The organism is Halobacillus sp. GSS1, assembly GCF_017307035.1.
GTDB lineage: Bacteria > Bacillota > Bacilli > Bacillales > Halobacillaceae > Halobacillus > Halobacillus litoralis.
Map to the genome: position 1 here is coordinate 358,282 of NZ_JAFLHE010000002.1, position 21,130 is coordinate 379,411.

Here is a 21,130-nt window from a genome sequence, read left to right on the forward strand (position 1 = left end):
ATGAAATTTATAAAAGCGATTGCAAAAACGACCTTCCAGGTATAAAATGTAATTAAAGCAGGTCATCTGATGACCTTACTTTTATACATGTTATGAAAGCGTTGACAAATTGTGTGTTGGAGGAGGATTCTTATGATTTTGCTTGTGGCTTTAAGTGCTATACTTGCTCCTTTTATTTTTCTGGTCCTTTTACGGATGCCGGCGAAGAAAGGCATGTTGTACAGCGCATTGATTGTCATTGGTTTTGCTTACTTCGTCTGGGGTGTAGGGGAAAGGGTGATTGCCGCTTCTATAATGGAGGGGGCGCATAAAACATTAACGATTCTGTTTATTTTATTCGGAGCGATTGTGCTGTTAAACACGTTAAGAAACACCGGCGCGGTGGACCGCATCAACCAAGGGTTCCGGAGTATCTCCAAGGACATGAGGGTGCAGATCGTCATTGTGGCCTTCCTGTTTGGTGCCTTGATTGAAGGGGCTGCAGGGTTCGGGACACCGGCGGCAGTGACTGGGCCGTTGATGGTGGCTTTAGGATTTTCACCGCTCGCTGCTGCATCCATTGCGTTGATAGCGGATAGTTCAGCCGTCTCTTATGGAGCAGTGGGCACACCGATTCAGGTCGGATTGAGTAATATTCCAGGTGCTGATCTCTCTTTTTACAAAGAAATCGGGGTGCAGGTCGCTTTTTTTGATCTGTTTGCAGGAAGTTTCATTCCACTGATTCTTGTGATCATTCTTACCGTCTTCTTTGGGAAGCAGCGGAAGCTCTCAGATATAAAGGTGATGATTCCCTGGACACTCTTGATTGGTTTTACCTATACCTTGTCCGCTTATCTTTATGCCAATCTGTTCGGTCACGAGTTCGTGGCGATCTTAGCTTCTTTGACCGGCCTGCTTGTGGCTACGCTGACGGCGAAGAAAGGTTTTCTACTTCCTGAAGAACCTTGGCAGGAAGCGCTTCAAGAGGAAAAAGGAGCCGATAAACCTGTTTCCATGAGTTTATGGGCAGCCTGGGCTCCTTATGTGATCATTGTCCTGCTCCTCCTTGTCACTAGGATCGTTCCAGCGGTCAAAGATTTCACATTGACCTGGGTTGATCTTTCCTGGGCGGATATTTTAGGTGTGGAAGGCATTACGTCTTCCTGGCAGGTGCTCTATTCTCCAGGATCTGTTTTAGTCTTTGCTGCCATCATGGCTGTCGTTGTGCAGAGAAAGTCTTTTGACCGGTTTACGAAAGCGGCGAAAGAATCTGTGCTCTCCATGAAGGATGCGGCTTTAGCTTTAGTCGCGACACTTGCGCTTGTCCAGGTGTTTACGAATTCAGGAATGAACGCGCAGGAACTGGTGAGCATGCCTCAATACATCGCTCAGACTCTTGCTGCGGGGTTTGGTTCTATGTGGGTCATGGTTGCGCCTTTCCTTGGGCAGCTCGGAGCGTTCATTACCGGAAGCGCCACGGTTTCCACCCTGACCTTTTCACCTGTTCAGTACAGCATTGCACAGGAAACAGCCCTCGCTAAAGATACGGTGTTGTCTTTGCAGGTCCTTGGGTCAGCGGCAGGCAATATGATTTGTGTGCATAACGTCGTAGCTGCGGGTGCGGTCGTAGGACTTGCTGGAAAAGAGGGGGATATCATAAGAAAAACGATTGGCCCCGCTTTGTTGTATGGGCTGCTTGTCGGGACCGCTGCTGTTGTTTATCTCTTCTTTACTTAAAAATCGCTTTCTCTTTTAAAGGCTATGGTTTTGGATTAGAATAGATGGAAGAGAAGAGCGAAACTTTGGAGGAAAACAGCGTGAATTATAAACCGATCCGTACAAAAAAAATATACGAACAAGTCGCCGATTCGCTTTTGGAGTCATTGAAAAAAGGGGAATTGAAGCCAGGAGACAAGCTGGACAGTGTCGAGAGTCTTGCAGGCAGTTTCAGTGTTGGAAGATCGGCGATCCGTGAGGCGTTAAGCGCACTGAGAGCTATGGGTATTCTTGAAATGAGGCAGGGAGAAGGAACGTATGTGAAAGCTTTCGATCCTTCCCGTTTTTCATTACCTGTTTCCGTCGCCTTTTTGATGAAAAAAGACGACATGAAAGATTTGATGGAAGTGAGACACATTTTGGAGGTCGGTGCCGCTGGAACAGCTGCACGGACGAGACGTGAAGAGGATCTCCGCGCGATGGAGAAGGCCTTGGCGGATATGGAAAAAGCGAAAGGGAACGGGGAGCTTGGTGAACAGGCGGATCTCGAATTTCATATCGCTCTGGTACTTGCCACGCAAAATCAGATTTTGATCAATCTGATGAACAGCGTGTCAGAAATTATGATGCAGGCCATGAGGGAAACCCGCAAACTTCTGCATACGCCTGAAGGAACGAATCGTCTGCTGAAGCAGCATAAACAAATTCTGGAGGCTGTCAAAGCTCAGGATGAAGCCTTGGCTCAAGAAGCGATGGTCCGTCACTTGCAAAGTGTGGAAGAACATTTAGCTGAATATTTATCATAAAAAGGATTCTGTTGTCAGTATCCTTTCTCAAAAATTAGGTCATCTGATGACCTTATGACCAATAGGGAGGACATAACCTTGAAAGTATCATTATTTATTACCTGTCTGTGCGACACGTTCACCCCGGACGTCGGGAAAGACACGGTCCAACTTCTTGAACGTTTCGGCTGTGAGGTGGATTTTCCAGAGAATCAGACGTGCTGCGGGCAACCGGCATTCAACAGTGGGTATAAACAGGAGTCGATGCAAGCGATGAAGCAGATGATCACAGCCTTTGAAGCATCCGAATGCGTGGTCGGTCCATCTGGTTCCTGCGTGCAGATGATCAAGGAGTATCCTCATGCATTGAAAGATGATCCTGAGTGGAGCGAACGTGCTCAGGCTGTCGCGGAAAAAACGTATGAACTGACGCAGTTTTTAGTGGAAGTGCTGCAAGTGGAGGATGTGAAGTCGACGTTCCAGGGGACAGCGACGTACCACCCGTCCTGTCATATGACTCGTCTCTTAGGAGTGAGTGATGCGCCAAGAATTTTACTGGAAAACGTGGAAGGTTTGAACTTGATCGAACTGCCTATGAAGGAAGACTGCTGTGGGTTCGGGGGAACGTTCGCGGTTAAAAATGCGGCCGTGTCAGGGCAGATGGTGGAAGAAAAAGCCCAGCATATCGAGGAGACCGGAGCGGAATATCTCATTGGTGGAGATATGGGCTGCCTGATGAACATGGGGGGCTGCATGCGACGCAACAAACAGGATGTGAAAGTGCTGCACATTGCCCAAGTGTTGAACAGCCAATAAGAAAGGAGAGGTCACATGGGAATAAGAATTGGGGACAAGCCGTACGCCGAACGGATTCAGGCCGGGATTGAGAACAGCTTCATGAGGCAGGCCGTATCTTCGGCGCAGGGGCGCTTCCGAACCGGACGCCTGAAAGCGGCGGAAGAACTCGGCGATTGGGAAGACTGGCGGACGCTTGGCGAAGAAATCCGTCACCATACGATGGAAAACCTGGACTACTACCTGCAGCAGCTCAGTGAGCAGGTGGAAAAACGGGGCGGAACGGTGTTTTTTGCTGAAACCGCTGAGGAAGCGAACGCGTATGTCCAGGAAGTCGCAAAGAAAAAGCAGGCACGCAAAGTGGTGAAATCAAAGTCGATGGTCACAGAAGAAATCGGTTTGAACGAAGCGCTGGAACAAAGCGGCTGTGAAGTGGTGGAATCAGACTTGGGGGAGTGGATCCTGCAGCTCGATGAAGATCCGCCATCCCACATCGTCACGCCTGCTCTTCACAAAAATAAAGAGCAGATCCGCGAAACGTTTGCCAATAAGAAAGGGTACACGAAAACCGATCAGCCCGAGGAATTGGCTGCTTTTGCACGCGAACAGCTCCGAAAAGATTTTCTGGAAGCGGATTTAGGTGTGACGGGCTGTAATTTTGCTGTTGCGGAATCCGGCTCGGTCACGCTTGTCACGAATGAAGGAAATGCCCGTATGGTAACATCTCTTCCTGATACCCACATTGCCGTTATGGGCATGGAACGCGTCGTTCCTACTTGGGAAGAGCTTGAAGTCGTCGTCAGCTTACTTACGAGAGCAGCCGTCGGTCAAAAACTGACGAGCTACATTACAGCACTCACGGGTACGCGTTTAGAAGACGAAATGGACGGGCCGGAGGATTTCCATTTGGTCATCGTAGATAATGGCCGTTCGAAAATTTTAGGGACGGAATTCCAGTCGGCGCTGCATTGTATCCGCTGTGCAGCCTGTATCAACGCCTGTCCGGTGTACCGGCATGTGGGCGGCCACTCTTACGGGTCGATTTATCCAGGTCCGATCGGTGCGGTCCTGACGCCGCTACTTGACGGGTACGAAGACCATAAAGACCTGCCTTATGCGTCCACGTTGTGTGCCGCCTGTACAGAGGCGTGTCCTGTTAAAATTCCACTCCATGAACATTTGATCCGCCACCGTGAAATCATCGTCGAGCGGGAACAGATGGGAGCGAAGTCAGAGGATTGGATGATGAAAGGATTCGCCAAATGGGCCTCCACGCCTGCTGCCTATAAATTAAGTACGAAAATGGCGAGGACAGCCATGAAGCCATGGACGAAAGACGAACAGATTGAAAATGGACCTGGACCGCTGAAAGGATGGACACAGAGCAGGGATTTTCCTGCACCCGCGAAGAAGAACTTCCGCGAATGGTATAAACAACGAGAAAAAAGGAGGGGGGAAGCATGACGGTTCATAACCGGACATCGTTTCTGGATCGTGTCGCCGAGAATCTTGGAAGAAAGCGGCGGACAGAAGTGAAACCTCCTGTGTATTCTGTCAAACCGCAGGACCGTGTTTTCCAGGGAGCCACCCAGGACGAACTGATCGAAAAGCTGGAAGCCCAATGCCGCGTCATTCATACTTCCTTCGACCTGACAGCACAATCAGGTCTTGCTGACTCCTTAAAGAAGGTGCTCGCTTCGTTTGAGGGTTCGAAAAAAGTCATCAGCGCAGGAGGTCCGAGGTTGGATGAATTCGGCGTGCGGGAGATTTATGAAGAGCTTACGGAAGAAGGCTTCGACCTTCGTATCTGGAATGACAAGGAAGGTGACGTTGCTTTCGCCGAACAGGCAGGCATCGGCATTGTCTTTAGTGATATCACCCTTGCCGAATCCGGAACGGTGACTCTTTTTAATGATTCGTATAATGGCAGATCGATCAGTCTGCTCCCTGAAACGTTCATCGCGATCATTCCGAAAAGTACACTCGTACCGAGAATGACGCAGGCAGCGAGAGTGATTCATGAACAGGAACAGAAAGGGAATCCCGTCTCGTCGTGTGTCAGTTTCATTACTGGACCGAGCAACAGTGCGGATATTGAAATGAACTTGATTGTCGGGGTGCACGGCCCTGTGAAAGCGACTTATATTCTGGTTGATGATTTATAAGGATGCCCCTAATGAAAAAGCACCCGGTACGGGTGCTTTTTTTAGTGTCTGCTCAATGAAAAAAGAACGGTCTTCAGCTTCGCTCCATTACCCCATGATCAGAGATATATAGTTGATGAACGTAAACCAGCCAAGTGAGGCTAAACTGAGGGATAAGACGGTCACGCTTAATAGAGCGTACTTTTGGGAGCGTAAGAGATGGATGCTGGAATAGAGAAGGCTCGTGATGAATAAAAAACCGAAAAGAACGTTCCATGCCAGGGACATCTTCAGTCCAAAATCAAAAAGGGCATGCGCGATATAAAAGACGTTCACGAATAATAGAAACAGGAAAAACAGCTTTTTCATAATATTCCCCTCTCCTGCACAGATGAACGATATCTTTATTTATGAAAAATCAAGCTTGGCTCCATTATTTCAGAACTAGAAAAATTATACAAATCATTAAGAGAGGAATCTCTCATCCCATGGCGCTGGGATCAGAAATCATGATTGACAGTTTCATCTAATTAGATTATTGTTTAATTAGATATATATTTAATTAGTGGGGTGGAAAGATGCAATTAGAGAAAATGGTCGCGTTTCATAAAGCGGTGGGAGATCCGACGAGACTGCGGATCATCGCGCTTCTCCGGAAGGGTCCGCTGCACGGGCAGGCGATTGCCGGAAAGTTAGGCCTGCGTCCCCCGACGATTACCCACCATTTGAAGAAGTTGAAAGATACAGGGGCGGTTTACTCGAGAAGGGATAAAAATACGATTTATTTTTATTTGAATGAACAGAATTTGGAATTCATGACGACCGCGATCTTAAGGATTGGAGATGATGAACGAGTGGTAGCCGAAGAATTGAAAGTCGATGCCAAAGATCAGGCGAAAATCATAAAAAATTTCGTCACAGTCGAAGGGACATTGAAACAGATGCCGAGCCAGCTGAAGAAGAAAAACGTTATTCTTTCTTACTTTGTCCAATGGTTTGACCATGGAAAAACGTATGACGAGAAAGAGGTCAATGAATATATCAAGACATTCTTCGATGATTTTGCGACTGTCAGACGGGAATGGATCATGCAGCAGTTCATGTACAGGGAAAACAATCAGTATGAGCTGAACCCCGTAGAAATGTGGCCGGTCGTCGTCCAAAGGTGACGACATGGCTTCTTTTTTTGACCACCTAATTAGATGTATATCTAACTGGTTGTGGATGATATGATCCGCCATCATTCATACCGCTATTTGTTTTATTCAGGGATTGTCAATGGAATCGGTGACCGGTTCAGCCAAGTGGCTGTCCTGACGCTCCTTTTACAACTGACCGGTTCGGGAGTGGCGGTAGGAGCGGCCCTTGGATTAAGAGTCATTCCATACTTACTGCTATCTCCGCTGGGAGGAAGGCTTGCTGATTGTTTGAACAAAAAGTGGCTACTCGTGCTGACCGACGTGTTCAGGCTTCCGTTTGCTCTCAGTTTTTTGCTTGTCGATACGAAGGAAATGGTGTGGATCGTATTTACTGCGATGTTCATCCTTGCTTGCGGAGAAGCTGTTTATCAACCTGTCCGTAAAAGTTTTATTGCTTCAATTGTTGAGAAAGAGAATTTGGTGAAGGTGAATGGATGGGAGCAGCTGCTGCAAGGAGTGGTTTTGATCGCAGGATCCATTACGGGTGGCGTAGTGGCTTATGTCTTCGGCACTTCCTTTGCCTTCTGGCTGAACGGTCTTTCCTTTATCACAGCGGCTGTACTGCTTCTTGCTTTGAAGGGGGACACATATAATAGCCCTCTTGAAAAAGAACACAGGAGAAGACGCATCGAATGGAAAGGGTGGATGATGTTTATTCTTGCCATCCAGTTGGTTGGTGCCACGATGGATGGGGCGTTTAATGTCTTGATTAGTGTTTATGGTGCTGAAACATTTCCACTTGGCGAACTTGGCGTCGGTTTCTTATATGGGGCTCTCGGCACAGGGTTGGTGGCCAGTTTCTTTTTTTCCAGCAAAATCAAAAGCTATGGAATGCCCTTATGCCTCGCTCTCCTCATCCTCGAAGGAGGGCTCCATCTGCTCGCAAGCCGCATGACCATTTTTCCGGGACTGTGGTTCACTTTTGTAACGATCGCCTTGACCGGTGGCATAATGGGGACTTTGCTTGATGCTTTTCTTATGAAACATACGAAAGCTGAAGAACAGGGGCGGGTTTTCGGCTGGATGGAATCATGGACCAACGTCCAGCTCGGACTCATGATGTTGTCCTCTGGTTGGTTTCTGGATGTTTATAGTGCCCGGACCCTTGGTTTGTGGGGAGGGGGGATTGGGATCGCTGGAGGTGTCTTGCTGCTAGGGTTCTATTTCCTATTTAAGAAAAAGGTAGAGGCAGAATCCTCATTGGACAAGGGTAGTCTGGAAACTGGACGTCACCCACAACAGAAAGATGTGAAAGAGGGTTTTTAGAAGACACACTGACGTCTATGCTATTGATCTAATGATTGAAAGGTTTGTTTCAGTTAATGCTAAAAGTTAACGCCTGAAAATAAAGGGAAACGGATAGAAAAAGAGAAGAATATAAATAGAGAACATCCTCAACGAGACACCTGTCCAACTTTCATAAGGGCAGGTGTTTGTTTTGTCGAAAGAACGGGAATAAGTTAGGGAACGATTGGTAAGGGGGTAAAAAATTGGGGACGAGGTCGTGGCAGATTCATAGATTCCGAGAGAGAGAATGGACCTCAGAAGAAGATGAAGTCGCTATCGAGTATCCGCTCACGGTGACCGTCAACGGGGAAGAATTCGCAACGATGGTCTGCACTCCGACGGACAAAGAGGAAATGGTCATCGGATTCCTTGCATCCGAGGGTTTGATTCGGAGTGTGAAGGAGATCGAGAAGATGACCATTGATGAAGACCGCGGGTTCGCTTATGTGGAAACGGTGAGTAGCCTTCCTCAGGTGCAAGGCGGGCAGAAAAGGTGGCTCGGGTCCTGCTGTGGGAAGAGCCGTGCGTTTTATTTTCAAAGCGATGCGGCGACGGCCCGGACGGCTATGGATGAGAGTACCTTTGATCCGGATGTGTGCTTTCGGTTGATGGAAGAGTTCCAGTCCCAGGCGGGTCTATTCCAGCGGACGGGCGGGGTGCACCAGGCAGCCATCGCTACGGCAGATGGGATTGTGAAAGCGTATGCGGATATCGGCCGTCATAACGCGCTGGACAAATTGTATGGGTTTTTATTAAAAGAAAAGGTAAGCAGAAAAGGGAAGATCATTTTATTTACAGGCAGGATTTCTTCCGAAGTCCTTTTGAAAATATCGAAAATGGGGTTCGGTGTCCTGCTGTCCAAATCGGCACCGACAGATTTAGCCCTTCAGCTTGCGGACGATTTGAACATAACGGCTGTCGGATTTTTACGGGGGGAGCGGATGAATGTGTACACTCATCCGAGGCGTATTGCTGCAGCCCATGGAGGAGGAGTAACGTTTGAATGAACACACAGTAGTGACGATCAATGGAAAAGAATTTCTGGCGGAACCGGGTCAGAACCTGCTGCAACTGATGAATCAGGCGGAAGAACAGGTGCCGCAAATCTGCTACAACGAGTCGCTTGGACCGATCCAGACGTGTGATACGTGTATCGTCCAAGTGGATGGTGAATTGACGCGGGCGTGTGGCACGAGTGTGACCGCGGGTATGAAGGTCCAAACGAAACTACCTCATGTACATAAGGCACAAAAGGAGTCGTTGGACCGTATTCTTGAAAAACACGAGTTGTACTGCACCGTTTGTGATTACAACAACGGCTCTTGTGAGATTCACAATACAATGGCGGAGTTCGGACTGGAGCATCAGTCGCGTCCGTTCCAGCCGACCAGTTATGATAAGGATGATTCCGGCTCATTTTACCGCTATGACCCCGATCAATGTATCCTTTGCGGGCGATGTGTGGAGGTCTGTCAGGATGTCCAGGTAAACGAGACGCTGACAATTGACTGGGACCGCATGGAACCACGTGTCATCTGGGACAATGATGTGCCGATTGATGAATCGTCCTGTGTCAACTGCGGGCAGTGTTCCACGGTTTGCCCTTGTAACGCGATGATGGAAAAAGGGATGGAAGGCGATGCCGGATTTTTGACCGACACCGAGCCCGGCCTTTTGAAGTCGATGATCAATCTAACGAAGAAAGTGGAAACAGGTTATGGTCCGCTTTTCGCTGTATCGGATACGGAAGCAGCGATGCGCGAAGAAGTCATCCAAAAGGAAAAAACGGTCTGCACCTACTGTGGTGTCGGCTGTTCCTTCGATGTATGGACAAAAGGACGGGAAATCCTCAAAGTCGAACCGAGTGCCGAATCTCCCGCGAACGGCATATCTACATGCGTAAAAGGAAAGTTCGGCTGGGATTATGTCAATAGTGAAGAGCGTCTGCAGAAGCCGCTCATCCGTCGCGGGGACCATTTTGAAGAAGTGGAATGGGATGAAGCCATCGCTCACGTTGCGGATCGTATGACGGAAATCAAGGAAGAGAAAGGGGCCGACCACCTGGCTTTCATTTCTTCTTCGAAAGCGACCAACGAAGAATCTTACGTGATGCAGAAATTGGCCCGTCAGGTCATTGGTACGAACAATGTGGACAACTGCTCCCGTTACTGCCAGGCCCCGGCCACAAAAGGTTTGTTCCGGACCGTAGGATATGGAGGCGACTCCGGATCCATCGATGATATCGCAGCAAGTAAACTGGTGTTGACGATCGGGTCGAATACGGCGGAATCCCACCCTGTACTCGCATCCCGGATCAAGCGTTCTCAAAAGCTGTTCGGGCAGAAGCTCTTCGTCTTTGATTTGAGAAAACATGAAATGGCGAAGCGCGCCGACCGCTTTTATCAGCCCAAGACAGGCACAGACCTCGTCTGGCTATCCGCTGTTGCGAAGTACATTCTTGATCAAGGCTGGGAAGATAAGAACTTCCTTGAAGAATGGGTCAATGATTTTGATGAATACCGCGAAAGTCTGGAGCCGTTCACGATGGACTATGCTTCGAACCTGACCGGGATCCCTGAGCAGGAACTGAAGGATGTCGCGAAGGAAATCGCCCATTCGGAATCCGTAGCCGTCTGTTGGGCGATGGGTGTCACACAGCATATGCTCGGAAGTGATACGAGTACAGCCATCAGTAACCTGCTTCTTATCACAGGGAACTACGGCAAGCCGGGTACAGGTGCTTATCCACTCCGCGGCCACAACAACGTGCAGGGATGCAGTGACTTCGGAAGCATGCCGAACTTCTTCCCTGGTTATGAAAAGACAGCTGACGATGAGGTGCGTGCCCGTTATGAAAAAGCGTGGGATGCCACGATACCGAAAGAACCTGGCATGGATAACCACGAAATGATCGAAGCGATTCATAATGGTGAGCTTTCCATGATGTACGTCATGGGTGAGGACACAGGAATCGTCGATGCCAACATCAACTATGTCACAGACGCATTTGAAAAATTAGACCTGTTCATCGTTCAGGACCTTTTCCTAACGAAGACGGCTGAATACGCAGATGTTGTGCTGCCGGCATCGCCAAGCCTTGAAAAAGAAGGAACGTTCACAAACACCGAACGCCGCATTCAGCGTTTGTATCAGAGCTTTGAGCCGCTTGAAGGAACGAAGCCGGACTGGCAGATCATTCAACTGATCGCCAAAGAACTCGGCCGTGACTGGAATTACCAGCACCCTTCTGAAATCATGCACGAAGCGGCAGGGCTTGCGCCGTTGTTCGCAGGCGTTCATTATGATCGCCTTGAAGGATATAACTCCCTGCAATGGCCGGTCGCAGAAGATGGATCCGATCAGCCGCTGTTATTTACGGAAGGCTTCCCTTTTGAAGATAAGAAAGCGAAGCTGTATCCACTGACATATGAGATGAAGTACGATACAAATGAAGAATACGACCTGCATGTGAATAACGGTCGTCTGCTCGAACACTTCCACGAAGGGAACATGACGTATAAGTCGGAAGGTATTCGCCGTAAAACGCCGAACGCTTTTATCGAAGTATCGAAAGAGCTTGCGAAAGAGCGCGGCATTGAAGAGGGCGCCGAAGTGAAGCTGATCTCAGAATCAGGAGAAGCAACCGGCGTGGTTACCGTTACCGACCGTGTACGCGGCAAGGAGATTTTCCTTCCCCTCAACGACAACGGAAAGTCAGCGATCAACTTCCTGACCGATAATCGTGTCGATAAAGATACGAACACGCCGGCGTACAAAGAAATCGCGGTGAAGATGAAAGTGTTGAAAAAGAAAGGTAAATCACCGATTCCGCACAACAACCATCGCCGAGGGAATCCGGTTCCGCAAAAAGGTGTCAAAGTACAGGAAAAATGGAAGCGTCAGGATTATATATTCCCAGGCAAGGGGGGACGATGATGGCCAAAGCCATTACAAAAATCAAAAGGTATGAAGTATCCCGGGAAGATCAGGTGGAGCAGGATGTCCGCGAAGTGAAAGAAGCGGTCGCTGACAATAAGGATTCCATCTTAAAAGGGATCGATTTGTTGAAGGCACTCGACAACGGGGGAACATTGGACTCTGTCACCGCATTTGTGAAAGCGAAGGATGAGGCACTCGCGAACGTTGTGAAAGAAATTGATAAGGACCAATATGAACCTTTGCTGCGCAACCTGCCTGAACTCGTCTTCCTCTTGGGAGAGATTAATGTGACAGGTATACGTGACTTGAGTTCACGACTCAACCACGGTCTTGAAGCGATGGAAGGGGAAGGGACGACAGATAAGACGTCCTTCCTCGATCTTGCCAAAGCGCTTAAAGATCCGGAAATCAATCGCAGCATCACGATGCTCCTTCACTTCTTGAAGGGCATGGGAAGGTAACAATCATAGAGGATGAAGCCATTATGGCTTCATCCTCTTTTATGTGTCCTATCCCTTCTCTTTGTTTCAGAAAAGCTCCCTTTAGTTGTAGACTCAGTTTCGAGACTTTTGTTGGGTGGATGGGGCTGCGGGGAATAGCTCGCTTTCCGCGGGAGCGCGGTGAGCCTCCTCGGACTGCGTCCTGCGGGGTCTCACCAAGCACTTTTATCCCGCAGGAGTCTCGCCATTCCCCTCCGCCCCCTTGCCAAGGAAGATTCTTGAAACCACTACCAAAAGGTCAGCTCATATAATTATGGGAAGTGGGTTATAGAACACCTCCATAACACTTAAAAGCTTAATCCACAGCGGTTTATACCTCTAACAGTTGGATAGTGAAAGACCCTCCAACTTGGTACATGGGTTCGTTTCTCCCTTACACTGAAAGGGGTGGTTGGGAAGCTGCGAGACTCCCGCGGGAATGGATTGGCTGGCGAGACCCCGCAGTGCGTAGCACGAGGAGGCTTGCCGTCATCCCCGCAGGAAAGCGAGTAGCTTCCCAGCCACCCCTGGCGCCCAATCCAGGTAACGAACCCTGGAAAGTCTCGAAACTGAGTCTTCAAGAAACCTGCCATATACTTCAATAATAAAAAGCTGCTAAAAAGCAGAAAAAGAATTGACATTTTTCTGAAAACTTATTATGATTTAGTTACAGTCAGCGAGTGAAAACTGTGCTCATAAGAGCTTATATAACTCCAAAGGGGAGTAGCTTACAGTTATGTCGTCATTACGTGGCCCATCCGGCCTCCGGCATACCTGGCAACGTAACGTTGTTCGCGAGACCTTTGCCATGATGGTAAAGGGATAGTATGAAAACTCTCAAAAACCTTTACCATCTGTTGGTAAAGGTTTTTTTATATTCATAGGAGGGATTTTCATTGTTAACCAAATGGATGAATGGATTAAGAATCGGTAAGCCGAAGGTGGATCTTGTTCTTGATCCTAAAGGAAAGGATCCTCATGTCCTGTCAGGAGTCTTTCAACTATCCGGGAGTTGGAGAAAACAGAACATCAAGCGTCTGGAATGCGATTTGGTCGTCATAGAGCGAGGGAAGAAGCCCATATTGGTCCAACCGGTCACCACTGTCCTCATGACACGGACAATGGAAGCCGGTGGATATGATGAATATCCTTTCCGTTATGAATTACCCCGAAGCCTTCCTCCATTATCTGAGGGAAGGTCTTATAAACTGCAGACACGCCTAGTCTATGAGAACAATGCTAAAAGTTTTGATCATGATGAGCTCATCGTAAACTAAAAAACTTAAAAATAGGGAGAAAAGTAAATGGACTTCGGTTTAGTTATGGAATACAGCTGGGTGTTGTTGATTTTGATCGGTCTTGAAGGGATACTTGCTGCGGATAATGCTCTTGTTATCGCGACGATGGTTAAACACCTTCCTGAGGAGAAGAGAAAGAAAGCCTTGTTTTACGGTTTGGCAGGGGCCTTTTTGTTCCGCTTCGGTTCTTTGTTCCTCATTTCCTATCTCGTCAACATTTGGCAGGTCCAGGCAATCGGCGCGATTTACCTGATCGGTATTGCTGCTTACCATTTGTTAAAAAAGCATGTGCTGAAGCCAAAAGTGAACGCGAAGATATCGCCAGTTGAAAAGGGCTCAGGTTTCTGGGCTACGGTCATAAAAGTGGAGCTTGCTGATATTGCTTTTGCTGTCGATTCTATTCTAGCTGCGGTTGCTCTAGCCGTAACCTTACCACTCACCAGTCTCCCGCAAGTCGGCGGTTTGGATGGTGGCCACTTTGCTGTCATCCTCGCAGGAGGTATCATCGGGCTAGTCATCATGAGGTTTGCTGCCAGATATTTTGTCGTCTTGCTGGATCGCCGTCCTGGTCTTGAAACAGCCGCTTACTTGATCGTCGGCTGGGTAGGAGTTAAGCTTGCCGTCTATACGATGGCTCATCCGGAGATCGCGATCTTATCCGAAGGTTTTGCAAAAAGCGCTCCTTGGAAAATCACGTTCTGGTCGATTCTATTGTTGATTGCTGTCGGCGGATGGTTTTTATCCAAAGAAAAGAACCTTGAGAAGAAGTCTGCTGTTACTGAAGGTCTTTGATTAGGTAGATAGGGAAATGAACGAATTACAAAAAAATCTCAGAGCCATAAACTCTGAGATTTTTTCTATCCTGTTTAAATGTCAAAGAAAAACCAGATGATGAGAATCGCCTGGATGATGATTTTAGCAACTGTCCCGCTGAGAAAACCGAAAAGAGAGCCGATGGCTGCTTTGAACGCCTCTTCCGATGATCGTTTCTGGATAAGTTCCACAATGATGACCAGCACAAAAGGAATGACGATGATGCCGAACGGCGGGATAATGAACGATCCGATGATGACACCGATTGCCGCAGAACGCTCGCCCCATTTGCTTCCGCCGTACTTTTTCACGAAGTAGCTGTTGGCGATGATGTCAGAGACGATGAGCAGTATGGTCAAGACGACGGCTCCGATCCAGAAGAAGACCGATAGTCCGCTGCCGTTGATGAAGAACGCATAAGCCAGGAATCCGATCCACAGCACGAGCGGCGCCGGTATGATTGGAAAAATGACGCTTGCAAAACTTGCGATGAAACAGGCGATGATGATCACCCAAATAAGTATATCCATAAACGCGTACCTCCTGAGTTTCTGATTCTTTCTTTTATACGATTGACGAGAATAAAAGTTTCTAAACTTTTATTGGTTTCTAGTGCCTGGATCGCTCAATCTTTTTCATGTTCTTTAACTGGGTTCGAATTTCCTCCTACGTAAAAAAGGACCCTCATATGAGAGGGTCCGTCCATCAGTTATTTTAATCCTAATTCCTGACGGTCAGGGGGAGCCATAAACTCCGGTCCCACTGGATCATTGACGTGTTTCAGCAGAATCTCATCAATGTCGTGACGTGTTTCTTCATCGATGGTGAAGCTGTCGACACCTTCAATCGGATTGAGTTGATCCGGGCGGCGCCCTCCCATGAGAGCGATGCCGGATCCCGGCTGGTCAAGCACCCAGCGGATGGCGAGCTGCAGGACGCTCTTGCCGAAACGGTTTTCGGCGAGCTGTTCGAGTTCGCTCACGGCATTCAAGTACTGCTTGAATCGCGGTTGTTGGAATTTGGGATCATTGTTTCTTAAGTCGTCGCCTTCAAACTCACGGTTGGAGGACATTTTTCCTGACAACAGGCCTCGGCATAACGATCCGTAAGAGATGGTCGTGATGTTATGGTCCTGAACGTAAGGCAGCGTCTTCGACTCGATGTCCCGTTCGAACATGTTGTACGGAGGCTGCAACGTGTGCAGCGGCGCTGCTTCGCGGAAGGTGTCCATTTGTTCTGGTGAAAAGTTGCTGACACCGATGGCGCGGATCTTTCCTTGTTTGTACAGGTACGATAGAGCTTCAGCCGTCTCGTGAATCGGTGTCATCGGATCCGGCCAGTGGACCTGGTAAATATCAATGTAATCAGTTTTTAAGCGTTTCAACGAATCTTCGACTTCTTTATGGATGCGCTCTTTGCTGGCATTACGGAAAACGGAGTCTTCGTTCCAATCGATGCCCGCTTTCGTAGCAAGCAGAAGGTCTTCACGCCGTCCATATTGTTCTACAGCTTTTCCGATGATTTCTTCTGAGCGTCCGAACCCATAAGCAGGTGCGGTATCGATCAAGTTGATGCCCTGATCAAGCGCGGAGTGGATGGTTTTTACGGATTGTTCTTCATCCGTGCCTCCCCACATCCAGCCGCCAATCGCCCATGTGCCAAGGCCGATGCGGCTCGCTTCCATGGATGTATCACTAATTTTGATTTTTTCCATTATTACACCTCCAAAGTCAAGCACACTCGTTCCATACCCGTTTCGGAAATTCTTTAATCTATTTTCTCGAAAATGAGATATAATGAAGGAAAGTTCAGGAGGTGGGGGAATGGAGACAGCTAGACAGATCGAACCACAGAAAAAGAAAAGACCACGCTGGAAAAAGGCGACCTGGCTGACGCTCGGAATCGTCATGATCTTGCTGGTTAGTGTTGTCGTTTTTGTAAACGCTTACACTTTGAGGAGCCTGCCGGAGACGGACGGGGAGGCATCCCTCTCTGGACTGGAAGCGTCCGTGACCGTGACGAGAGATGAACAGGGGGTGCCTCATATTCAGGCCGAAAATGAACTCGACGTCTTTCGCGCCCAGGGCTATGTCCAGGCGCAGGACCGGCTCTTTCAAATGGAGCTTGCACGCAGGCAGGCATCCGGCCGGTTGAGTGAAGTGGTCGGGGAGGCCACGGTTGATCAGGACCGTTATTTCCGGACCCTCGGTCTTAGACGGGCGGCAGAAAAGTCTCTGGCTGTTTATTCAGACGAAGCGACCGAACGGCTGGAGGCGTTTGCGGAGGGAGTTAATGCCTTCATGGAAAACGAACCGCTGCCCCCGGAGTTTGCGATGATGAACATCGATCCCGAACCGTGGACACCGCTCGATTCATTAACGATAGGAAAATACATGGCGTTCGACCTTGGCGGCCACTGGGAGCGGCAGGCGTTCAACTACTACTTGCTGCAGAATTTTTCTGAAGAGGAGGCGTACGAACTTTTCCCGGCATACCCTGAAGATGCCCCGACGGTCCTTGCCGAAGCAGACGCTGTTGATATCGAGAAAAGTTTTGCCAATGTCATCATTCCGAACGAATTTAACGGGAGCAACAACTGGGTTGTGAGTGGAGAGCGTACGGCTTCTGGATCACCGATGCTCGCTGATGATCCGCATTTAGGGATGGCGACACCGTCCATCTGGTATCAAATGCACTTGGAAGCGCCAGGTTACAACGTTTCAGGGGTTATTTTCGCAGGTATTCCCGGCATCATTCTTGGACATAACGACAACATCGCCTGGGGTGTGACGAACGTTGGACCTGATGTGCAGCAACTGTACTTAGAAAAAAGGAATCCTGAGAATCCGCACGAATTTTTATACGAAGATGAATGGGAAGAAGCGGATGTGTTCACAGAAACGATTGATGTGAAAGACGGAGAAGCTGTGGAACTTGAGGTTGTAGAGACCCGCCACGGGCCGGTGATCAGCGATTATGCAGGGGAGTCTGGGAAAGATACGCTGCTCTCGTTACGATGGACTGCCCTTGATGCGACGACGGAACTGGAAGCGGTGCTTGAGATGAACCGTGCCGATGATTGGGAGTCTTTCGAGAAAGGGTTGGAGAAGTTCCTGGCCCCGGCGCAGAATTTCGTTTTTGCAAGCAAAGACGGAACGATCGCCTACAAGGCGAATGGCCAGGTGCCGATCTACAATGAACCGGAGGATGCCTTGCTTCCGATGCGCGGATGGGAGTCTGAGGATGAGTGGCAGGGGTTCATCCCATTTGATGAATTGCCGAGAGTGGTAAACTCGGAGGAAGGATTCATTGCAACGGCGAACAATAAAATTACGACGGAGGACTATCCTTACCATATCAGTCACAATTGGGCACAGCTTTATCGTTACGCAAGGATCAGCGAAATGCTCGAGGGAGAAAACGAACTGACACCGGAGCAATTCCAAGCGATGCAGATGGATGTGAAAAACCTTCAGGCGGAAGAGTTCTTACCCCTTCTTTTGGAGCAGGTTGAGGCTGTAACGGCCCTTGAAAAAGAAACGATGGCTCTGATGGAAGAGTGGAACAGGGAGGATGATCGTACACTTGCGCAGCCGTTAATTTTCCACCGTTGGATGGCGAACATCGAGGATCAACTTTACAATGTGGATCTGTCAGGAGACATTCAACAATTTTTCAAAGGGTCCGGACAGACAACGGATGAGTTGCTGCGGATGGGCGATGAGTCCCGATGGATGCAAAAAGCTGGAGGTATGGAAGCAGTGATCTCCGAGGCATTTCAAGCGACGCTGAATGAGGTGAAGGAAGAGTTTGGAGAGGATCCTTCAGAATGGAAGTGGGGAGAAGCGCATGCGGTTGAATTCACCCATCCTCTTTCAAGTATCGGGTTTCTAGAGAGGTTCCTGAATCCAGGCGATCCTCATCCGGTCAGTGGCAGTCGAGTAACTGTCCGAGCCGCTGGTTTCAATAGTGAAGGCCTCGTCAATCACGGAGCATCGTGGCGCTTTGTCATCGACATGGAAGACCCGACCGAAGCATACCATGTCGTCGGCCCGGGACAATCCGGTCATTTCAGAAGCGACTGGTATCACGATCAACTGGAAGATTGGGTGGAAGGGGAGTATCACCTGACCTCCACGGATGAAGTGGAGGGGGAAGTGCTGACTCTTCATCCGTGATAATTTAAGACTCAGAGTTCACCTCTGAGTCTTTTTCGTTTTCCGCCATCTTCTTCAGTTCAAGGGCACGAAGTTTGATAAAGCTTTCCATATATTTCTCCAAAAAAAGACGGTCGGCCATAAGACCAAGGGGCCCGAGTGGAGATTGATAGGCGAACGTATCCACCATCATCGTGCCTCCTGCTTCTTCAAAAAACTCATGGGTGTGGGTGAAGGAATGAAAGGCTCCTTTTACCATCACATCGACGAAGCGGTGTGGCCAATCCATTTCTGTGATCCGGGCCGTCAGTCGTTGGCGGATGCCGAAGTGTGTCGCTTCCCATGTCACTTCGTCACCTTCTTCCATCCAGCCTTCCGTCACGCCAGCCACCGCTTTTTCGTCTGTCTTGCTCGTGGTTCGTGTATGGACATCTACATTTCTCGCGAGGTCAAAACAAATATGAACGGGTGCTTTTATAAATATACGATGATTAATCAAAGGCACCATTCACCACTCCTTCCCCTTAACTTGCCTATCATTATACCGCACCTCAGATCTTCTAGATAAGCTTCCTATTCTTGAAGACTCAGTTACGAGAATTTTCTTGAGTGGGTGGGGTCTGCGGGGAATAGCTCGCTTTCCGCGGGAGCGGGGTGAGCCTCCTCGGACTGCGTCCTGTGGGGTCTCACCCTGCAATTTTCCCCTCCTAGATATCCGGTTCCGGCGCCTAGCGACTGGTGACGCCTGCACATTTAAAATAGGAGTCTCGCATTTCCCTTCGCCCCTTTACCATGGAAGGTTCTCGAAACCACTACGATAAGGTCAGCTCGTTTGATTATGAGAAATGGATGATAGAACACCTCCCCCAGCACGGAAAAGCTTGATCCAGAGCGCTTTACACCCCTAACAGTTGGATAGTAGAAGACCTTCCAACTTGGCAAAGAGGTTCGTTTCACTCATACATTGAATGGGGTGGTTGGGAAGCTGTGAGACTCCCACGGGAATGGATTGGCAGGCATAACCCCACAGTGCGCAGCACGAGGAGGCTTGCCGTCATCCCCGCAGGAAAGCGAGTAGCTCCCCGTCACCCCTGAAGCTCTCTAAAGGCAACGAACCCCAGCAACATCTCGAAACGGAATCTTCCACAATCCTGCCAGATACTTGAACAGTTTATATGGAAAATGGAATACGAGAGGAGGAATCGTGCCACCCTAGAGAAAAGGAGTGTGCGCTCATGAGGGAAGAACAAATGAAAGACGTTTTTGAAACATACGGATATGGAGACGTCTACAGCCGTTTTCAAACCCCTTTGTATGTAACAGGGCTTTTGGATGAAGTGGAGGAAGAGGATCTTGAGGATTTCTTTGACAACATCGAATTGACAAAGGAAGTCTTCTTTGATGAATTCCGGTTTTGGTTTCAATATTTCTCAACAGCTCAACGATATAAGTGAGGTGACAGGTTATGAGTCAGGATGGTCGTATTGTTCCGTTAACTTCAGGAGAAATTGGGGTGTTATGGGCCGGATACATAGGGGAGACGATGCTTGATGTGGTTATGGAAAGTTTTCAGCATCATGTGGTGGACCGGGATGCCAAACAATTGTTGGAAGATAACGCAAAATTGATCAAGGAGAGGGTTTCAGCCTATCAGGAAATCTTCTCTCAGGAAGGGATGAAAGTTCCCCATGGTTTTGGGGAGACGGATGTTTTTCTTGATGCTCCAAGGATGTTCTCAGACAAGTTCTATTTGTTTTATCTGAAAGAGATGAGCCGGACGTCCATCATCAATTATTCCAATGCCCTGTTCGCTTCCCACAGGCGAGACATTCGTATGTTTCTGAAGAAGAACATGGAGGAGTATGTGAAAGTCTTCAACGATGCTGTTGAAGCGCTGCTTGAGAAAGGGATTGTCATTCGTACACCGAGCATCCCGATTCCGACAGAGGTTTCTTTTGTGGAAAATACGTCATTCTTAGGTAAGTTAAGAGGAAAAAATCGGGCAATTTCGGCGCAGGAAATTAAAGAGCTATATGTCAATTTAGATACGAACATGCTCGGAAAGTCTTTAATGATCGCTTTCAGTCAGTCAGCAAAATCGGAGGATTTGAGAGAATATCTGAATAGGGGCAAGAAGATCTCACACAAACACATTGACATTTTCATTAATCAACTCACGGATGAGGATCTGCCGGCACCACAATTGTGGGATCCCGAAGTGACGGAATCAAAAATACCGCCGTTCTCTGATCGTTTGATGCACTACCATACAGGTATGGCTTCAGCGAGCGGGTTGGCCAACTATGGATTCGCTTTATCACAATTGGCAAGAAAAGATTTGTCCCTTTCTTTTGCTCGTCTCGCTTGGGAAACCGCCAAGTTTGCATCGGACGGAGCGGTCCTTAGTATTAAAAAAGGATGGCTGGAACAACCGCCGCTTGCCCCTGACCGTAGTCAACTTTCTTAGAAGCTTTCTTTGTTGCAAAGAAGGCTTCTTTTATTTGTTCTACCTTGACGAAAAATAAAATTGCGTATACGA

General features: G+C 48.5%; 19 protein-coding genes. 15 read left to right on the forward strand and 4 right to left on the reverse strand.

Translation table 11 applies throughout. The annotated features are described in order from the left end of the window. Window positions 1–132: 132 nt before the first annotated feature. From J0K78_RS08280 to J0K78_RS08300, 5 genes are all read left to right on the forward strand, one after another. Window positions 133–1,716 carry an L-lactate permease gene (locus tag J0K78_RS08280; RefSeq protein ID WP_206946238.1) on the forward strand — a complete coding sequence of 528 codons (1,584 nt, stop codon included), beginning with the start codon at window positions 133–135 and terminating at the stop codon, window positions 1,714–1,716. Window positions 1,717–1,796: 80 nt separating this feature from the next. Beyond that, window positions 1,797–2,501, forward strand: a complete 705-nt coding sequence (locus J0K78_RS08285; protein WP_370551095.1) for a FadR/GntR family transcriptional regulator — start codon at window positions 1,797–1,799, stop codon at window positions 2,499–2,501. 78 nt (window positions 2,502–2,579) lie between these two features. After that, on the forward strand, window positions 2,580–3,296 hold the full coding sequence (locus tag J0K78_RS08290; RefSeq protein WP_206946240.1) for a (Fe-S)-binding protein: 717 nt from the start codon (window positions 2,580–2,582) through the stop codon (window positions 3,294–3,296). Window positions 3,297–3,311: 15 nt separating this feature from the next. Beyond that, entirely contained in the window at window positions 3,312–4,739 is a 1,428-nt protein-coding gene (locus J0K78_RS08295) for a LutB/LldF family L-lactate oxidation iron-sulfur protein (RefSeq protein WP_206946241.1), read from the forward strand. Then, entirely contained in the window at window positions 4,736–5,440 is a 705-nt protein-coding gene (locus J0K78_RS08300; protein ID WP_206946242.1) for a LutC/YkgG family protein, read from the forward strand. The genes J0K78_RS08295 and J0K78_RS08300 overlap by 4 nt, the downstream gene beginning before the upstream one ends. Before the next feature lie 87 nt (window positions 5,441–5,527). On the opposite strand, the gene J0K78_RS08305 is transcribed toward J0K78_RS08300, so the two are convergent. Next, the gene (locus J0K78_RS08305) at window positions 5,528–5,788 is read right to left on the reverse strand and encodes a hypothetical protein (protein WP_206946243.1); all 261 of its coding nucleotides are present in this window, start codon (window positions 5,786–5,788) and stop codon (window positions 5,528–5,530) included. A gap of 209 nt (window positions 5,789–5,997) precedes the next feature. On the opposite strand from J0K78_RS08305, the gene J0K78_RS08310 reads away from it, so the two are divergent. The 7 genes from J0K78_RS08310 to J0K78_RS08340 all read left to right on the forward strand — a co-directional run bounded on the left by J0K78_RS08310 (window position 5,998) and on the right by J0K78_RS08340 (window position 14,413). Then, on the forward strand, window positions 5,998–6,588 hold the full coding sequence (locus tag J0K78_RS08310) for a DUF2087 domain-containing protein (protein ID WP_206946244.1): 591 nt from the start codon (window positions 5,998–6,000) through the stop codon (window positions 6,586–6,588). A 60-nt stretch (window positions 6,589–6,648) separates the two neighbouring features. Further along, window positions 6,649–7,884: an MFS transporter gene (locus J0K78_RS08315; protein ID WP_206946245.1), complete on the forward strand. Its 1,236-nt coding sequence runs from the start codon at window positions 6,649–6,651 to the stop codon at window positions 7,882–7,884. Between the two features lie 224 nt (window positions 7,885–8,108). Beyond that, window positions 8,109–8,912: a formate dehydrogenase accessory sulfurtransferase FdhD gene (gene fdhD / locus J0K78_RS08320; RefSeq protein WP_206946246.1), complete on the forward strand. Its 804-nt coding sequence runs from the start codon at window positions 8,109–8,111 to the stop codon at window positions 8,910–8,912. Continuing rightward, complete coding sequence (gene fdhF / locus J0K78_RS08325; protein ID WP_206946247.1) at window positions 8,905–11,841, forward strand: formate dehydrogenase subunit alpha; 2,937 nt, start codon at window positions 8,905–8,907, stop codon at window positions 11,839–11,841. Before fdhD ends, fdhF begins: the two co-directional genes overlap by 8 nt. Further along, window positions 11,841–12,305: a helical membrane plugin domain-containing protein gene (locus J0K78_RS08330; protein ID WP_206946248.1), complete on the forward strand. Its 465-nt coding sequence runs from the start codon at window positions 11,841–11,843 to the stop codon at window positions 12,303–12,305. Before fdhF ends, J0K78_RS08330 begins: the two co-directional genes overlap by 1 nt. A 914-nt stretch (window positions 12,306–13,219) precedes the next feature. Then, the gene (locus tag J0K78_RS08335; protein WP_206946249.1) at window positions 13,220–13,600 is read left to right on the forward strand and encodes a sporulation protein; all 381 of its coding nucleotides are present in this window, start codon (window positions 13,220–13,222) and stop codon (window positions 13,598–13,600) included. A 27-nt stretch (window positions 13,601–13,627) separates the two neighbouring features. Then, the gene (locus J0K78_RS08340; RefSeq protein ID WP_206946250.1) at window positions 13,628–14,413 is read left to right on the forward strand and encodes a TerC family protein; all 786 of its coding nucleotides are present in this window, start codon (window positions 13,628–13,630) and stop codon (window positions 14,411–14,413) included. A 74-nt stretch (window positions 14,414–14,487) separates the two neighbouring features. Here J0K78_RS08340 and J0K78_RS08345 read toward each other — a convergent pair whose 3' ends face one another. Next, entirely contained in the window at window positions 14,488–14,964 is a 477-nt protein-coding gene (locus J0K78_RS08345; protein ID WP_206946251.1) for a DUF456 domain-containing protein, read from the reverse strand. Window positions 14,965–15,143: 179 nt separating this feature from the next. Beyond that, window positions 15,144–16,148: an aldo/keto reductase gene (locus J0K78_RS08350; protein WP_160912699.1), complete on the reverse strand. Its 1,005-nt coding sequence runs from the start codon at window positions 16,146–16,148 to the stop codon at window positions 15,144–15,146. A gap of 109 nt (window positions 16,149–16,257) precedes the next feature. Between J0K78_RS08350 and J0K78_RS08355 the strand changes: the two genes are divergently transcribed. After that, window positions 16,258–18,612 carry a penicillin acylase family protein gene (locus tag J0K78_RS08355; protein WP_206946252.1) on the forward strand — a complete coding sequence of 785 codons (2,355 nt, stop codon included), beginning with the start codon at window positions 16,258–16,260 and terminating at the stop codon, window positions 18,610–18,612. A 4-nt stretch (window positions 18,613–18,616) separates the two neighbouring features. Here J0K78_RS08355 and J0K78_RS08360 read toward each other — a convergent pair whose 3' ends face one another. Beyond that, window positions 18,617–19,096, reverse strand: coding sequence for an SRPBCC family protein (locus tag J0K78_RS08360; RefSeq protein WP_206946308.1), 480 nt, complete (start codon window positions 19,094–19,096; stop codon window positions 18,617–18,619). A gap of 730 nt (window positions 19,097–19,826) precedes the next feature. Here J0K78_RS08360 and J0K78_RS08365 point away from each other — a divergent pair. Further along, window positions 19,827–20,045 carry a hypothetical protein gene (locus J0K78_RS08365; RefSeq protein WP_206946253.1) on the forward strand — a complete coding sequence of 73 codons (219 nt, stop codon included), beginning with the start codon at window positions 19,827–19,829 and terminating at the stop codon, window positions 20,043–20,045. Window positions 20,046–20,056: 11 nt separating this feature from the next. Further along, entirely contained in the window at window positions 20,057–21,058 is a 1,002-nt protein-coding gene (locus tag J0K78_RS08370; RefSeq protein ID WP_206946254.1) for a DUF3231 family protein, read from the forward strand. The last annotated feature ends 72 nt before the right edge of the window (window positions 21,059–21,130 follow it).

Bases quoted from the DNA above. Each gene is read 5' to 3' on its own strand.
- J0K78_RS08280 (WP_206946238.1), top strand. From the start codon at position 133: ATGATTTTGCTTGTGGCTTTAAGTGCTATACTTGCTCCTTTTATTTTT.
- J0K78_RS08295 (WP_206946241.1), top strand. From the start codon at position 3,312: ATGGGAATAAGAATTGGGGACAAGCCGTACGCCGAACGGATTCAGGCC.
- J0K78_RS08300 (WP_206946242.1), top strand. From the start codon at position 4,736: ATGACGGTTCATAACCGGACATCGTTTCTGGATCGTGTCGCCGAGAAT.
- J0K78_RS08305 (WP_206946243.1), bottom strand. From the start codon at position 5,788: ATGAAAAAGCTGTTTTTCCTGTTTCTATTATTCGTGAACGTCTTTTAT.
- J0K78_RS08310 (WP_206946244.1), top strand. From the start codon at position 5,998: ATGCAATTAGAGAAAATGGTCGCGTTTCATAAAGCGGTGGGAGATCCG.
- J0K78_RS08315 (WP_206946245.1), top strand. From the start codon at position 6,649: ATGATCCGCCATCATTCATACCGCTATTTGTTTTATTCAGGGATTGTC.
- J0K78_RS08330 (WP_206946248.1), top strand. From the start codon at position 11,841: ATGGCCAAAGCCATTACAAAAATCAAAAGGTATGAAGTATCCCGGGAA.
- J0K78_RS08340 (WP_206946250.1), top strand. From the start codon at position 13,628: ATGGACTTCGGTTTAGTTATGGAATACAGCTGGGTGTTGTTGATTTTG.
- J0K78_RS08345 (WP_206946251.1), bottom strand. From the start codon at position 14,964: ATGGATATACTTATTTGGGTGATCATCATCGCCTGTTTCATCGCAAGT.
- J0K78_RS08350 (WP_160912699.1), bottom strand. From the start codon at position 16,148: ATGGAAAAAATCAAAATTAGTGATACATCCATGGAAGCGAGCCGCATC.
- J0K78_RS08355 (WP_206946252.1), top strand. From the start codon at position 16,258: ATGGAGACAGCTAGACAGATCGAACCACAGAAAAAGAAAAGACCACGC.
- J0K78_RS08365 (WP_206946253.1), top strand. From the start codon at position 19,827: ATGAGGGAAGAACAAATGAAAGACGTTTTTGAAACATACGGATATGGA.
- J0K78_RS08370 (WP_206946254.1), top strand. From the start codon at position 20,057: ATGAGTCAGGATGGTCGTATTGTTCCGTTAACTTCAGGAGAAATTGGG.